This window comes from Stenotrophomonas sp. 112478_Sma (genome assembly GCF_056479905.1).
Window position 1 is genome coordinate 1,551,068 of record NZ_CM151072.1, and the last position, 13,812, is coordinate 1,564,879.

General features: G+C 66.7%; 14 protein-coding genes, 4 tRNA genes and 1 pseudogene. 7 read left to right on the forward strand and 12 right to left on the reverse strand.

The features are described from left to right. Window positions 1-341: 341 nt before the first annotated feature. The 10 genes and pseudogenes from ACZK08_RS07330 to ACZK08_RS07375 form a co-directional block, all read right to left on the reverse strand. Window positions 342-418 (reverse strand) — tRNA-Arg (locus ACZK08_RS07330). A gap of 32 nt (window positions 419-450) precedes the next feature. After that, window positions 451-527 (reverse strand) — tRNA-Arg (locus ACZK08_RS07335). Window positions 528-585: 58 nt separating this feature from the next. Beyond that, window positions 586-662 (reverse strand) — tRNA-Arg (locus tag ACZK08_RS07340). After that, a pseudogene (locus tag ACZK08_RS07345) lies at window positions 653-1,580 on the reverse strand (alpha/beta hydrolase family protein). The gene ACZK08_RS07340 and the pseudogene ACZK08_RS07345 overlap by 10 nt, the downstream one beginning before the upstream one ends. Continuing rightward, complete coding sequence (gene thiD / locus ACZK08_RS07350) at window positions 1,577-2,386, reverse strand: bifunctional hydroxymethylpyrimidine kinase/phosphomethylpyrimidine kinase (RefSeq protein WP_053517263.1); 810 nt, start codon at window positions 2,384-2,386, stop codon at window positions 1,577-1,579. The pseudogene ACZK08_RS07345 and the gene thiD overlap by 4 nt, the downstream one beginning before the upstream one ends. A 97-nt stretch (window positions 2,387-2,483) precedes the next feature. Beyond that, window positions 2,484-3,152 (reverse strand): YoaK family protein, encoded by a 669-nt coding sequence (locus tag ACZK08_RS07355; RefSeq protein WP_053517265.1) that lies wholly within the window; start codon window positions 3,150-3,152, stop codon window positions 2,484-2,486. An 11-nt stretch (window positions 3,153-3,163) separates the two neighbouring features. Then, window positions 3,164-3,670: a hypothetical protein gene (locus ACZK08_RS07360; RefSeq protein ID WP_065181270.1), complete on the reverse strand. Its 507-nt coding sequence runs from the start codon at window positions 3,668-3,670 to the stop codon at window positions 3,164-3,166. Next, window positions 3,667-5,067 (reverse strand): PhoH family protein, encoded by a 1,401-nt coding sequence (locus tag ACZK08_RS07365; protein WP_065181271.1) that lies wholly within the window; start codon window positions 5,065-5,067, stop codon window positions 3,667-3,669. The genes ACZK08_RS07360 and ACZK08_RS07365 overlap by 4 nt, the downstream gene beginning before the upstream one ends. An 81-nt stretch (window positions 5,068-5,148) precedes the next feature. Further along, on the reverse strand, window positions 5,149-5,628 hold the full coding sequence (locus ACZK08_RS07370) for a peroxiredoxin (protein WP_065174941.1): 480 nt from the start codon (window positions 5,626-5,628) through the stop codon (window positions 5,149-5,151). Between the two features lie 81 nt (window positions 5,629-5,709). Continuing rightward, a complete protein-coding gene (locus ACZK08_RS07375) occupies window positions 5,710-6,270 on the reverse strand; it encodes a glycine cleavage system transcriptional repressor (protein ID WP_025879444.1) in 561 nt (186 codons plus the stop codon). A gap of 164 nt (window positions 6,271-6,434) precedes the next feature. Between ACZK08_RS07375 and dapA the strand changes: the two genes are divergently transcribed. Together dapA and ACZK08_RS07385 are read left to right on the forward strand one after the other, a co-directional pair. Continuing rightward, entirely contained in the window at window positions 6,435-7,328 is an 894-nt protein-coding gene (gene dapA / locus ACZK08_RS07380; protein WP_053517270.1) for a 4-hydroxy-tetrahydrodipicolinate synthase, read from the forward strand. A gap of 32 nt (window positions 7,329-7,360) precedes the next feature. Then, the gene (locus tag ACZK08_RS07385) at window positions 7,361-7,879 is read left to right on the forward strand and encodes a hypothetical protein (protein ID WP_065181272.1); all 519 of its coding nucleotides are present in this window, start codon (window positions 7,361-7,363) and stop codon (window positions 7,877-7,879) included. Between the two features lie 122 nt (window positions 7,880-8,001). Here the strand turns inward: ACZK08_RS07385 and fdxA are convergent, their stop codons facing one another. Further along, complete coding sequence (gene fdxA / locus ACZK08_RS07390; RefSeq protein WP_049411316.1) at window positions 8,002-8,325, reverse strand: ferredoxin FdxA; 324 nt, start codon at window positions 8,323-8,325, stop codon at window positions 8,002-8,004. A 192-nt stretch (window positions 8,326-8,517) separates the two neighbouring features. Here fdxA and ACZK08_RS07395 point away from each other — a divergent pair, with 192 nt between their 5' ends. Next, on the forward strand, window positions 8,518-9,939 hold the full coding sequence (locus ACZK08_RS07395) for a sugar porter family MFS transporter (protein ID WP_053517272.1): 1,422 nt from the start codon (window positions 8,518-8,520) through the stop codon (window positions 9,937-9,939). Between the two features lie 173 nt (window positions 9,940-10,112). Here the strand turns inward: ACZK08_RS07395 and ACZK08_RS07400 are convergent. Then, window positions 10,113-10,187 (reverse strand) — tRNA-Glu (locus ACZK08_RS07400). Between the two features lie 52 nt (window positions 10,188-10,239). On the opposite strand from ACZK08_RS07400, the gene pcnB reads away from it, so the two are divergent. Genes pcnB through panC form a run of 4 tightly spaced genes read left to right on the forward strand, consistent with a single transcriptional unit; the run spans window position 10,240 to window position 13,794 of the window. Then, window positions 10,240-11,619 (forward strand): polynucleotide adenylyltransferase PcnB, encoded by a 1,380-nt coding sequence (pcnB, locus tag ACZK08_RS07405; protein ID WP_065181273.1) that lies wholly within the window; start codon window positions 10,240-10,242, stop codon window positions 11,617-11,619. A 3-nt stretch (window positions 11,620-11,622) separates the two neighbouring features. Next, window positions 11,623-12,108, forward strand: coding sequence for a 2-amino-4-hydroxy-6-hydroxymethyldihydropteridine diphosphokinase (gene folK / locus ACZK08_RS07410; RefSeq protein ID WP_065181274.1), 486 nt, complete (start codon window positions 11,623-11,625; stop codon window positions 12,106-12,108). A gap of 34 nt (window positions 12,109-12,142) precedes the next feature. Then, window positions 12,143-12,958, forward strand: coding sequence for a 3-methyl-2-oxobutanoate hydroxymethyltransferase (panB, locus tag ACZK08_RS07415; protein ID WP_053517276.1), 816 nt, complete (start codon window positions 12,143-12,145; stop codon window positions 12,956-12,958). Further along, window positions 12,955-13,794 carry a pantoate--beta-alanine ligase gene (panC, locus tag ACZK08_RS07420; protein WP_065181275.1) on the forward strand — a complete coding sequence of 280 codons (840 nt, stop codon included), beginning with the start codon at window positions 12,955-12,957 and terminating at the stop codon, window positions 13,792-13,794. The genes panB and panC overlap by 4 nt, the downstream gene beginning before the upstream one ends. Window positions 13,795-13,812: the final 18 nt, after the last annotated feature.

Below are 13,812 nucleotides of genomic sequence, written 5' to 3' on the forward strand. Positions count from 1 at the left end.
CCGCGGCATTCATGCCGCGGACACTCCCGCAACCGGGCCCACCCCGCCTTCGACAGTTTTCCGCTATCTGTCGGAACGGCGTACTGCTCTGGTAGGTGTCGACCTTGGTCGACACGGTAGATCCACGCCATGCATGGATGAATTCACTCGATATCTGACAGATGTGTCGACCAAGGTCGACACCTACCAACAGCCGCGTGAACCTGTCGAAGGTGGGGGCGGTGTCGGAACGCGCGCTGTTGCTGTTGCTCCGGCTTTGGCTTCGGCGGGTGCAGGGCGCAGCCCTGCCGAAGAACACACATAAAAAAAACAGCAGGCCGAGGCCTGCTGTTTCGGTGTAATGGTGCGCCCGGAGAGATTCGAACTCCCGACCGCCTGGTTCGTAGCCAGGTACTCTATCCAACTGAGCTACGGGCGCCAATTACATAAACCTGTTGTGTTGATCGTGTATGGTGCGCCCGGAGAGATTCGAACTCCCGACCGCCTGGTTCGTAGCCAGGTACTCTATCCAACTGAGCTACGGGCGCGCGGTACACAATCAAATTTTACTTCATTTCCAGCGGCGGATGCCGGAAACCTGTCGAGTGGTGCGCCCGGAGAGATTCGAACTCCCGACCGCCTGGTTCGTAGCCAGGTACTCTATCCAACTGAGCTACGGGCGCCCTGCGACAGGAGCGGAATTATGCGGATGTCGGCGCGTACCGTCAACCGTTTTTGTGAAGATTTTCATCCAGCTGAATGAAAAATTGGTGGGCGACCGCCTGTGGCGCCTTCATCCACGCGAAGTGGTCGGCACGCGTGCCCAGCTCCCCGTCGGACAGCACATGCAGGTGTGATGCCACATTCGGCAGTTTGTCCAGCAACGCCTGCATCGAACCGGTCGGTGCCAGCCAGTCGTGTTCCATCACCACGGCCTGCGCGCTGCCATGCACGCGTGCCATCTGCGCATCGAGATCCTCGGTCATGCCCGCGGCTGCGTAATGGTTGCTCAGGCCCACCCGCGACCAGTCGGCAATCAGGCCGCGTGCTTCGGTGCCCCCAAAGCCCAGGCGCCGGCCGTGCAGCACGCCCTGGCGGCGGGCGATCCAGGGCAGGAAGCGGTACACCAGCGGCAGAAGCCATCCGCGCGGAGGCGGAAACGTACGCCAGAACGGCGTGCCACTGGCGGCCAGCCACAGGTGCTCGAAGTGCTGCGGTTGCCGTCCTGCATGCACGCAGGCCAGCTGCCCACCCAGGCTGTGCCCACCGATGATCCAGGGCAGCACGCCTTCGCCGGCATCGGCGTTGGCGAGCAAAGCCTGGCTGGCAGGCAGGTCCTGCTCGAGCACTTCACGATAGCCCCAGTCTCGCGTGCGCGAAGGGCGCAGCGAACTGCTGCCGTTGCCACGCCACTCGTGCAGGTAGACCGCGATGCCTTTCGCAGCCAGGGCCTGTGCCAGGGGCAGGTAGTGGCGCGCGGCCACGCCCAGTGCGGGGAGCCATAGCAGCCGCGCCAGCGGCTGCTCGGGTACGCAGGCCATCACCTCGAAGCGATGGCCGTCGCCGCATTCCACGGCCAGTGTCCGTGATGGCAGGCTCATGCGTGGGGCGCTGCGCCGAAATGATCCAGCACGCGCACATCGCTGCGCCCCGGCATGTAGCCCAGTTGCAGCCCGCGTGCCACGTAGTCGATCGACGCTTCGCAGGCGTTGGCCAGGCTCAGGCCATTGCACAGCTGCGCGGCGATGGCCGAGGCCAGTGTGCAGCCGGTGCCGTGGGCATCCAGCGGCAAGCGCGCGTGACTGAATTCCTCGCTGCTGACGCCATCGAAGTAGCGATCGATCACGCGGTTGCCCTCGTGCAGGTGGCCGCCCTTGAGCAGCACCGCGCCGGCCCCGAGATCCAGCAGTGCCGACGCAGCCCGCTCGGCGTCGTCTCCATCGCCGATCGTGCGGCCCACCAGCAGTTCTGCCTCCGGTGTGTTGGGAGTGACCAGCGTGGCCAGCGGAAGCAGACGCTCGCGCATTGCCTGCAGCGCGCTGTCTTCCAGCAGGCGCGCACCACTGGTGGCGACCATCACCGGATCCAGCACCACATGTGCGGGCCGGTGACGCTGCAGCGCATCGGCCACGGCGTGGATCACCTCGGCATTGGCCAGCATGCCCAGCTTCACCGCGTGGATGTCGAAATCATCGAAGCACGCGTCGAGCTGCGCGCGCAGGAATTCGATTGGCGGCACATGCACGGCGGTGACACCGCGGGTGTTCTGCGCGGTCAATGCGGCGATCGCGGAGAGGCCATGCACGCGGTGTGCGGCGAAGGCCTTCAGGTCGGCCTGGATGCCGGCGCCTCCGCCGGAGTCGGAGCCGGCGATGGTGAGGGCGGAAACGGGAGTGGTCGGGCTCATGCGGCGATTGTGCCGTGGTCACCGGGATGGGGGTAGTGCCCGCTACGGGCTGCCGGCAGGGGCGGACGCCTCATGCTGCGCGTGCGTGCGGCGACGCTCAGTACCGCCAGCGTACCCATTGCTGGTACAGCACATAGACCAGCCCGGTCGCGCCGGTCAGCAGCGCGGGGGCAAGCAGGGCATCGTACTGCCAGCGCAGGAACAGCCACGCACCCATCACGCCACCGGCCAGGAAGCCGCTGATGATCAGTCCGCTGAGCGTCAGCCGCCGCACCTGCAGCGGCAGCCCGCGCAACAGATGGCCCAGGCCGATGCCAAGATCGGTGAACATGCCGCTGAGGTGGGTGGTCCGTATCACCGCGCCGCTGAAGGTGGTGGCCATCGCGTTCTGCAACCCGCAGGCCATCGCTGCCGACAACGCGCCCCAGATCTGCTGCTGCTTGAACAAGGGAATGGCGGCCAGCAACAGCGCCGATTCCAGTGCCAGAGCGACGCCATAGCGCCGGCCGAGCTGCAGTGCGCTGTCCTGGATCAGCAGCCCGCTGAGCATCGCACCCAGCGAAAAAGCGATCAGCAGGCCCCACAGGTGCCCGACCGCGCGCCAGTCGCCCTGCGCCAGTGCCATGCCGAGCTGGCTGGTACTACCGGTCATGTGGCTGACGGCCTGATGCTCGAAACCCAGAAAGCCGACCACGTTGACCATGCCGGCCACGCACGACAGCGCTACGGCACCGATCCAGACCCAGGTGGGAAGGCGTATGCCCATCGGCGCGACCCTCAGGGACCGCCGAGACCGCCGTTGAACTGCAGCTCGCTGAACGCACCGGTGGCCGGGTCGAACACCGCGCCCCAGAACTGCTTGCCACCATCGCAGACGCGGATGGCCTCGCGCGCCGGCTTGATGCCGCTGTCGTCAGGCAGGCGGAACGCATTGATGTAGATCAGGCGCTTGCCGGCGCTTTCGATGCCGACGTACTGGCGGTCGAAGTCCAGTACGTCGGGCACCTGCGCCTGCAGCGAAGGCAGTGCGGCTTCCAGCTGGTCCACCTGTTGCCGGCTGGGGGCCCAGTAGCCGGTGACGCGGCCGGCATCCCGGCCCGGGCTGTGCCGCGAGCAGGTGTCGAGCACCTGCGCGGCGAGGATCGGCCGGGTGACCACCCACGACTGGCCGGTGCGTTCGGCGGTCGGCACGCTGGCCGGCCCGCGGGTGGTGGTGCAGGCACCAAGGACGGCTGCGAGGGTGATCGCAGCCGTCGGCAGCAGCAGGCGGGCAGAACGGTTCACAGCACCTCCGAAGCGTAATCGGCCAGCCGCGAGCGTTCGCCACGGCGCAGGGTGATGTGCGCACTGTGCGGCCAGTTCTTGAAGCGGTCCACCGCGTAGGTCAGGCCGGATGTCGTCTCGGTCAGGTACGGGGTGTCGATCTGCTCGACGTTGCCCAGGCAGACGATCTTGGTGCCGGGACCGGCACGGGTGATCAGCGTCTTCATCTGCTTCGGGGTGAGGTTCTGCGCCTCGTCCAGGATCAGATAGCGCGACAGGAAGGTGCGGCCGCGCATGAAGTTCATCGAGCGGATCTTGATGCGGCTGGCCAGCAGATCGTTGGTTGCCTGGCGTCCCCAGGTTCCGCCTTCCTGGTTGTGCGTGAGCACTTCCAGGTTGTCGGTCAGTGCGCCCATCCACGGTGTCATCTTCTCTTCCTCGGTGCCCGGCAGGAAGCCGATGTCCTCGCCGACGCTGACGGTGGCCCGGGTCATGATGATCTCGCGGTAGCGCTGCTGGTCCATCGTCTGTGCCAGCCCCGCGGCCAGTGCCAGCAGGGTCTTGCCGGTGCCGGCGGTGCCGAGCAGGGTGACGAAGTCGATCTCCGGATCCATCAGTGCATTGAGCGCGAAGTTCTGCTCGCGGTTGCGCGCGCTGATGCCCCACACGGCATGGCTGCCGTGGCGGAAATCATCAACCAGCGACAGCACCACCTTGCCATCGCCGACCACGCGGCTGACGCGAAGCTCCACCTCGTCCTCGCCCGGCAGGTAGACGTACTGGTTCGGGTACCACTCCTCGTCGTCCCTGGCCAGGATCTCGTAATGGGTGCGGCCCTTGTCGCTCCAGCTGCGCAGGTCGTCGCCATGGAGCTTCCAGAAATCCTCCGGCAGCTCGGTGGCGCCGGTGTAGAGCAGGCTGAAATCGTCCAGTGCGCGGTCGTTTTCGTAATCTTCCGAAACGATGCCGGCGATGGCCGCCTTGATCCGCAGGTTGATGTCCTTGGAGACGAACACCACCGGGATCTCCGGGGTCTGCTCCTTCAGCGCCAGGATGGCACCGAGGATGGCATTGTCCGGGATGACCTGGCCGAAGCTCTTGCCGGCGTCGAAATGACTGGTCTGGAAACGCAGCTTGCCGGCGCTGTGCTTGCCACGCAGCTGCAGGCCCTGTGGGCGCTGCAGCGGAATGCCGTCGGCCAGATTGTCCAGGCCGGAGGCCTGCACCAGCTCGTTGAGGAAGCGGCTGACCTGGCGGGCGTTGCGGCTTGCCTCGGACGTGCCCTTCTTGCCGTTGTCCAGCTCCTCGATCACCTGCATCGGCAGGTAGACGTCATGCTCCTCGAATTTGAACAGCGCGGTCGGATCGTGCATCAGCACGTTGGTATCCAGCACGTAGATGCGCTTGCCTCGGGTCATCGTCGATTCCTGGTTACGGACAGGGAAAAACCACCACGACCTGCGGGGCAGGGTGATGGCGGACAAAGTGGGCGATGGGAATCACTTGGATTGGGCGGCCTTCAGTTCGGCAAGCACGGCGTCGGCATGGCCGGCGACCTTGACCTTGCGCCAGGACTGCGCGATGCGGCTGTCGGGAGAAATCAGGAAGGTGCTGCGCTCGATGCCACGTACCTGCTTGCCGTACATGTTCTTCATCCGGATCACATCGAAGGCGTTGCACAGCGCTTCGTCGCCATCGCTGACCAGCGGGAACGCGAAGCCCTGTTTGGCACAGAAGTTGTCGTGTGATTTCACCGAGTCACGGGAGACGCCGAGTACGGTGGCGCCGGCCTTGCGGAACTCCGGCAGCAGCGCGTTGAAGTCGATGCCTTCGGTGGTGCACCCCGGGGTGCTGTCCTTGGGGTAGAAGTACAGCACCAGCCATTGGCCCGCGAGGTCGCCGAGGGTGGTGTGTTCGCCGCCTGACAGGGCCAGCGGGAGCGAGAGGGTGGTGCGGTCCAGGGTATCGCCGTTGTTCATGAGGTCCTTGGTTCCGGAGCCTGGGGTATTTCTACGACAGTTGCATGAAACGCCGCGCGCCCGTGACGAACGCGCGAAAAATCAGAACTTCATCGGATCCATGATCGCGTCCAGGTTCAGGTGGTCGCAGAATTCGAGGAAATCATCGCGCAGGGCGGCGATGTGCATGTTGGCCGGCACGCCGATGGTGACCTGCGCGCTGAACATTTCCGCACCGGTCTGCATGGCGCGATAGCGCGTGCTCTGCAGGGTCTCGATGGTGATGCCCTGGCGGTCGAAGAAGTCGGCCAGCTGGAACAGGATGCCCGGCTTGTCAGCGGCGATCACTTCAACGATGTACGGCAGCAGATTGGACTGCGCCTGCTTGGCCTCGGTGCGGTACCAGACCAGTTTCAGGCCTTCCTCGCGCTCGAGCCGGGTCAGCATCGCTTCCAGCTTGGCGACCGAGTCCCACGACCCGGTGGCCAGCGCGGTGACCGATACGTCGCGGCCAACCGTGGCCAGGCGCGCGTCCACCAGATTGCAGCCGCTGTCGGCAATGCGTCGGGTGACGGACAGCAGTGGGGACTCCGGATGCGTCGTATAGGCGTTGATCAGGAGGTGGTTTTCGCTCGGCGCGGGGCGCGGGGTGGTGTCGGTCAAGGCGATTCCGGGTAATGCATGCGTGAGTCTGAATGCCCGCCAGAGGCGGGGATCCACCGGAGTGCAGCATACTTGCCCGTGCTTTCGCGCCGCAAGTAACATTCAAGTCGCCCCCGCCCTTTCGTGGCGGGCGTTTTCCCTTCCCAGCCAAGAGCAGCACGTCCTTGTCCCTTTCCGGCCTCATCACCGCGCTGGCGACCCCGTTCCGGGCCGACGGTGCCCTCGATCCCGACGGTTGGCAGCGCCTGCTGCATCTGCAACTGGAAGGTGGCGTCCATGGCGTTGTCGTCGCCGGCTCGACCGGCGAAGCGGCGACGCTGTCCGATGCCGAGTACGACCAGCTGCTGGCCAGTGCGGTCGAACGCATCGGCGGACGCATCCCGGTCCTGGCCGGTACCGGCCTGTCCGGCACCGCCAAGACCATCGAACAGACCCGTCGCGCTGCCGCGCAGGGTGCCAGTCACGCTCTGGTGGTGACACCGCCTTACGTGCGTCCGACGCAGGCCGGACTGATCGCGCACTACCGGGCCGTGGCCGACCACGGCGGGTTGCCCGTGGTGCTGTACAACGTACCCGGGCGCACCGGATGCGACATGCTGCCGGAGACTGTGGCCGAGCTGGCGGATCATCCGAACATTGTCGGCATCAAGGAGGCCGTCGGCGACATCGGGCGCGTGAAGGCCCTGCTGGCGCTGCGCAGTTCCAGGTTCGCCGTGCTCAGTGGCGACGACGGCACGGCTGCGCGCTCGATCCAGGCCGGTATCGACGGGCTGATCTCGGTCGGCTCCAACGCGCTGCCTGGTGCGTACCGCCGGATGTGCGAGCTGGCTGCCGCCCACGACCATGACGCCACCGCATCCTGGGACGCGCGCCTGCAGCCGTACCACGATTTCTGCGGTATCGAATCCAACCCGATTCCGGTCAAGGCGCTGCTGCGCCGCATCGGCATCGGCCACGACCTGCGCCTGCCGCTGCTGCCACTGTCGGCAGCGCATCATCCGGCAGCCGATCATCTGGCCGGCGACATCGCCGCGCTTGAAGCCCTTTCCAGCCACTGACCTTCCGTCTTGGTCTGATCCAGGAGATCCACATGCGTCAATCCGTTTCCGCCGTCCGCGTGCTGTCCTTCGGGCTCATCGCCCTCACCACGGTCGTGACCACCACCGGCTGCTTCAAGCGCGGTGCCAAGGGCGACTACGCCCTGGCCCCGGAGATGCGTCCGCTGGAAGTGCCGCCGGACCTGAACCTGCCGTCCGCGTCGGGCGAGAACCAGGTGCCGAGGCTGGCCTCGACCACCGCCCCGGCTGCTGTGGCCGCTCCGGCTGCCCCGGCCGTGGGCAATACCGGTTTCACCATTCCGGGCAGCAAGGACGAGGCGTTCGCCAAGGTCGGCACCGCGCTGGAAGGCGTGCAGGGCGTGACCATCGCCAGCCGTGCCCAGCTGCTGGGCTCCTACGACGTGGCCTATGAAGGCAGTAACTTCCTGGTGCGCGTGGTGGCCGTCGATGCCGGCGCTTATGTCTCTGCGGTCGATCCGCGTGGTCTGCCGGCGACCGCCGAGGCCCCGGTGAAGCTGATTGCCGCACTGAAGGCCGCGCTGGCGAAGTAAGGAACCGCCGGCAGCTGCGGACCGGGCCACGCGCCCGGGTTCGGCCGGGCAGGGTCTGGCATTGCCGGAACAGGAAAAGGGCGCCCATGGCGCCCTTTTTCATGGCGGCGGGTGCTGGCGCCTCAGCGCTCGAGCAGCTTCAGTTTGTCCGGTTTGCCATCCCACTCACCGGCGTCCGCCGGCGGGTCCTTGCGCACGGTCAGTACCGGCCAGGCCTTGGCCAGTTCGGCATTGAGGGCGACGAAGCCCTCCTGTCCGGCGGGGACATCGTCCTCGGGGAAGATCGCGTTGACCGGGCACTCCGGCTCGCAGAGGGTGCAGTCGATGCACTCATCCGGGTCGATCACCAGGAAGTTCGGGCCTTCGTGGAAGCAATCCACGGGGCACACTTCCACGCAATCGGTGTGCTTGCACTTGATGCAGTTTTCAGTGACGACAAAGGGCATGGGCTTGGGGGTGGATCGATTCCTGAACCCGCCAATTCTAGAACAGGTTGCCCCCCGGTGTCGGCGCGGGCCTGAAAAGGGGGATCTGCCGGGCTCGAGGGCACGGCCCATTGGCGATGGGGCGGCGCCTGTGCGAGGCTGCGCGCTGCTGGCTGCCGTGGCAGCCGGACTGTCCTCCCTCCTGGAATGCCCATGTCCCCAGCTCAGCCTGCCGCCGCCGATGGTGGAGAGAACACCGCGTTCATCGTCCTGATCAGCTGCGTGGCCACCTTGGGAGGCTTCCTGTTCGGATTCGACAGTGGCGTAATCAACGGCACGGTTGATGGCCTGCGGCAGGCCTTCAACTCCAGCGAGGCGGCCCTGGGCTTCGAGGTTGCCTCGATGCTGCTGGGCTGCGCGATCGGCGCGTTTCTCGCCGGCTGGCTGGGCGACCGCCTGGGCCGACGCGGCGTGCTGATCGTGGCGGCGGTGCTGTTCCTGCTGTCGGCGCTGGGTGCGGGCGCCGCGCACGCCTCCTGGCTGTTCGTGACCGCTCGCGTGCTGGGCGGCTTCGCCGTCGGTGCGGCCAGCGTGATGTCGCCGGCCTACATCGCCGAGGTCGCTTCCGCACGCTACCGGGGCCGCCTGGCGACGGTGCAGCAGATGGCGATCATCTGCGGCCTGTTCGCCGCTTTCCTCAGCAACTACCTGCTGGCCCGTGCGGCAGGCACCTCCACCGAGCCCCTGTGGTTCGGGCAGGAGGCCTGGCGCTGGATGTTCTGGATGCAGGCGCTGCCGTCGGCGCTGTTCCTGTTGCTGCTGCTGGTGATTCCGGAAAGCCCGCGCTTCCTGGTGGTGAAGGGGCGCCAGGCGCAGGCCAGGGCGGTTCTGTCGCGGCTGTACGGCGACGCCGCGGCGGCCGCCAAACAGGCGGAGATCGAGGCCAGCCTGGACCAGGACCAGCACAAGCCGCGCTTCGGCGACCTGTTGGACAAGGGCACCGGCAGGCTTCGCCCGATCATCTGGGTGGGCATCGGCCTGGCGATGTTCCAGCAGCTGGTCGGCATCAACGTGGTGTTCTACTACGGCGCGGTCCTGTGGCAGGCCGTCGGCTTCTCGGAAAGCGATGCGCTGCTGATCAACGTTCTTTCCGGTGCGCTGAGCATCGGCGCCTGCCTGTTGACGGTGATGCTGATCGATCGGATCGGGCGCAAGCCGCTGTTGTGGGTCGGTTCGGTCGGCATGTCGGTTGCCCTGGTGCTGATGGTGGTGGCATTCGCCAGCGGCAGCCTGGTCGAAGGGCGCCTGCACCTGTCCGATGGCATGGGCCGGCTGGCGCTGGTGGCGGCCAACGTCTATGTGGTGTTCTTCAACATGTCCTGGGGCCCGGTGATGTGGGTCATGCTGGGCGAGATGTTCCCGAACCAGATCCGCGGCCCAGCGCTCGCGGTGGCCGGTGCGGCGCAGTGGACGTCGAACTTCGCCATCACCGTGACCTTCCCGCTGCTGCTGGCGGGTATCGGCCTGGCCGGTGCCTATGGCATCTACACGGTTGCAGCGATCCTCTCGATCTTCTTCGTCGTCCGCTACGTCCGCGAGACCAAGGGCAAGGAGCTGGAGCAGATGGAAGGCTGATGGCGCCGCCCTGGTTTCCAGCGCCTTCCTGTTCCGTGGCGGCGGCAGGCCAGCCGCTCCAGGACAGGCAGGGGCGGCTCGCCCCCGAGGCGACCCGCTCGACGCAACAGGCAAACCCCGGGAAACAGAAAAGCCCGCACGAGGCGGGCTTTTTCGGTTCCTGCTGTGGCGACTGGCGCTCCCTAGGGGACTCGAACCCCTGTTTTAGCCTTGAGAGGGCCACGTCCTAACCACTAGACGAAGGGAGCGTATATGTGTCGCTGCCGAGGCAGGAGCGCTAGTATATGCACCTCGATGCCATTGGGCAATCCCGAAACTTCAACCGGAAGCGCCAACATCATTTCTCCTGCTCCATCACCGTTCAGCCTGCGCGTCATCCCGCGCGACCAGCACACCATTTCCCGCAAGGACATCAGCCCGAACGCCCTGCGCGTGCTTTATCGCCTGCGCGATGCCGGCTTCGGCGCCTACCTTGTCGGCGGCGCGGTGCGCGACCTGCTGGTCAATGGCCAACCCAAGGATTTCGACGTGGCCACCGATGCCACGCCCGAACAGGTCAAACAGCTGTTCCGCAACTGCCGCCTGATCGGCCGCCGATTCCGCCTGGCCCATGTGGTGTTCGGCCGCGAGATCATCGAAGTCGCCACCTTCCGCGCCAACGTCGATGACGGCAGCGGCGACCGCGAAATGGAAAACGGCATGCTCGTGCGCGACAACGTGTACGGCAGCATCGAAGACGACGCGGTGCGCCGCGACTTCACCTGCAATGCCCTGTACTACGCGATCGAGGATTTCTCGGTGCGCGACTACGTCGGCGGTTTCGAAGACGTCCAGGCGCGCCTGATGAAGCTGATCGGCGACCCCGAACAGCGCTATCGCGAGGACCCGGTGCGCATGCTGCGCGCGGTGCGCCTGGCGGCCAAGCTCGGCTTCCAGATCGAAGAGGGCACCGCCGCGCCGATCCCGCACCTGGCAGGCCTGCTGAACGAAGCCGCGCCCGCGCGGCTGTTCGAGGAAGTGCTGAAGCTGTTCCTGTCCGGCCACGGTGTTGCCAGTTTCGAAGGCCTTGAGCGCTACGGCCTGCTCGACGTCCTGTTCCCTGAAAGTGGCAGGGCGCTGAAGGCGAACCGCACCGGTGCACTGCGCCGCATGCTGGTCGAGGGCCTGGCCAATACCGATGCGCGCGTGGCCAACGATGAGCCTGTCTCGCCCGCGTTCCTTTTCGCGCTGCTGCTGTGGCCGGCGTTCTGCCGGGCGCAGGCCACCCTGCTCAAGCAGGGCGTGGCGCCGGAAGAAGCGCAGCGTCGTGCTGCCGACCGCGTGACGGTGCAGCAGCTGAGCACCATCGCGCTGCCGCGCCGTTTCTCGCTGCCGATGCAGGAGATCTGGCTGTTGCAGTCGCGTTTCGGCTCGCGCCAGCGCAAGCGCGTGTTCCGCACGCTCACCCACCCGCGCTTCCGTGCAGCGTTCGATTTCCTGACGCTGCGCCAGGTCGCGTCGGCCGAACACGAGGCAGATGTGGCGTTCTGGCGTGAGGCGCAGGTGCAACCGGGCCGCGAGCTGGAATCCGCGCTGGATGCGATGCATGCCGAACCGGGCGACGAGGAAGAGGGCGCACCGCGCAAGCGCCGGCGCCGCCGTCGGCGCTCCGGTGCCACGGCCGGCAGCGCTGGCGAGTAGGCCGTGACGCTGGCCTGGATCGGCCTGGGCGCCAATCTTGGCGACGCGGCCGCGACCGTCCGTGCGGCGATTGCCGCGCTGGACGCGCTTCCTGACACGCGGCGCTGTCAGGCGTCGCGCCTGTATGCCACGCCGGCCTGGGGCAACGAGGATCAGCCGCCGTTCGTCAACGCGGTGGCGTCGGTGGAAACGCGCCTGCCGGCCTCCGGATTGCTGCGGGCGATGCTGGAGCTGGAGCGGCATTTCGGTCGCGTGCGCGATCCAGCCGTGCACTGGGGACCGCGGGCACTGGATCTGGACCTGCTGCTGTATGGCGCGCAGGTACTGGATGAGCCGGGTCTGCAGGTGCCGCATCCCTTCCTGCACGAGCGTGCCTTCGTGTTGGTGCCGCTGGCCGAGATCGCGCCGGATCTGGCCATTCCCGGCCATGGTCGCGTGCGGGATGCAGTGATGCGGGTGGATGCCTGCGGGATTGCGCCGATAGGGTGATAATGCCCGGGTTATCTCCCCCGGTTATCAGCACATGAGCACCCACGCAGACAGCAAGCCCTGGACCGTTCCCGCCTTGGCCGAGGCCAAGCGGAATGGCCAGAAGCTGGTCATGTTGACCGCCTACGACGCTGGCTTCGCCCGCACCTTCGACGCCAACGGCGTCGACCTGATCCTGATCGGTGATTCGCTGGGCATGGTCGTGCAGGGGCACGATTCCACCCTGCCGGTGACCGTGGCCGACATGGTCTATCACACCCGCGCCGTGGCCCGCGTGCTGCAGCGCGCGCTGCTGGTTGCCGATCTGCCGTTCGGTGCCGATGCAACCCCGGAACGCGCCCTCGATGCGTCGCTGCAGCTGCTGCAGGCAGGCGCGGAGATGGTCAAGATCGAGGGGGCCGGCTTCAAGGTCGATATCGTCCGTTACCTGGTCGAACGCGAGATTCCGGTCTGCTCGCATCTGGGCCTGACCCCGCAGTCGGTGCTGCGCCTGGGCGGGTTCAAGATCCAGGGCCGTGGCGATGCGGCCCGGCAGCTGGTGGAGGACGCCAGGGCCGTGGCCGACGCGGGCGCCAGCATCATCGTGCTGGAATGCGTGCCGACCCCGGTCGCGGCCGAGGTCACCGCTGCAGTGCCGGTGCCCACCATCGGCATCGGTGCCGGTCCGCAGTGCGATGGCCAGGTGCTGGTCCTGCATGACTTCCTGGGCCTGGACAGCGGCCATCGCCGACCGAAATTCGTCAAGGATTTCCTTGCCGAAGGGGGCTCGGTGGCTGGAGCCACCCGCGCCTACGCCGACGCCGTGCGTGACGGCAGCTTCCCCGACGAACAGCACGCTTACGCCCAATGATCCAGACCTTCAATGAGCTCGGCGCGTTGCGCGGGCAGATCGCCCAGTGGAAGCGCGAAGACTTGCGCGTCGCGCTGGTGCCGACCATGGGCAACCTGCACGGTGGCCATCACGCGCTGGTGAGCCTGGCCCGCCAGTACGCCGACAGGGTGGTGGCCAGCATCTTCGTCAATCCGACCCAGTTCGGGCCCAACGAGGATTTCAGCCGGTATCCGCGCACGCCCGAGGCCGACGTCGCGGGGCTGGAGCAGGTCGGCTGCGATGCGGTGTGGCTGCCGAGCGTCGAGGCGATGTATCCGCTGGGCGTGGACAAGACCACGCGCATGCACGCGCCCGGCATCAGCGAGGTGCTGGAAGGTGCCAGCCGTCCGGGCCATTTCGATGGCGTCTGCACGGTGGTCGCCCGCCTGTTCCTGCAGGTGCAGCCGGACGTGGCTGTGTTCGGCCGCAAGGACTACCAGCAACTGGCGGTGATCCGCCAGATGGTGGCCGAGCTGTCGTTCCCGGTCCAGATCGTCGGTGCGGAGATCGTCCGTGATGACGATGGGCTGGCCAAGAGTTCGCGCAACCAGTATCTGAGCCCGGAACAGCGCCCCGTCGCGACGACCCTTCATCGGACCCTGCTGGCCATGCGCGAAGGCTATGTGGCAGGCCAGCCGCGCGAGCGCATCGAGGCCGATGCCACCGCCGCGCTGCAGGCGGCTGGTTTTCAGGTCGACTACGCCGTGCTGCGCACGCCCGAGCTGGCCGAGCCGGCATTTGAGGGTGGCGGCCGGGTGGCGCTGATCGCCGCGCGGCTGGGCACGACCCGGCTGATCGACAACCTGGAGTTCTGAGTTCCGCTGTGATGGTGG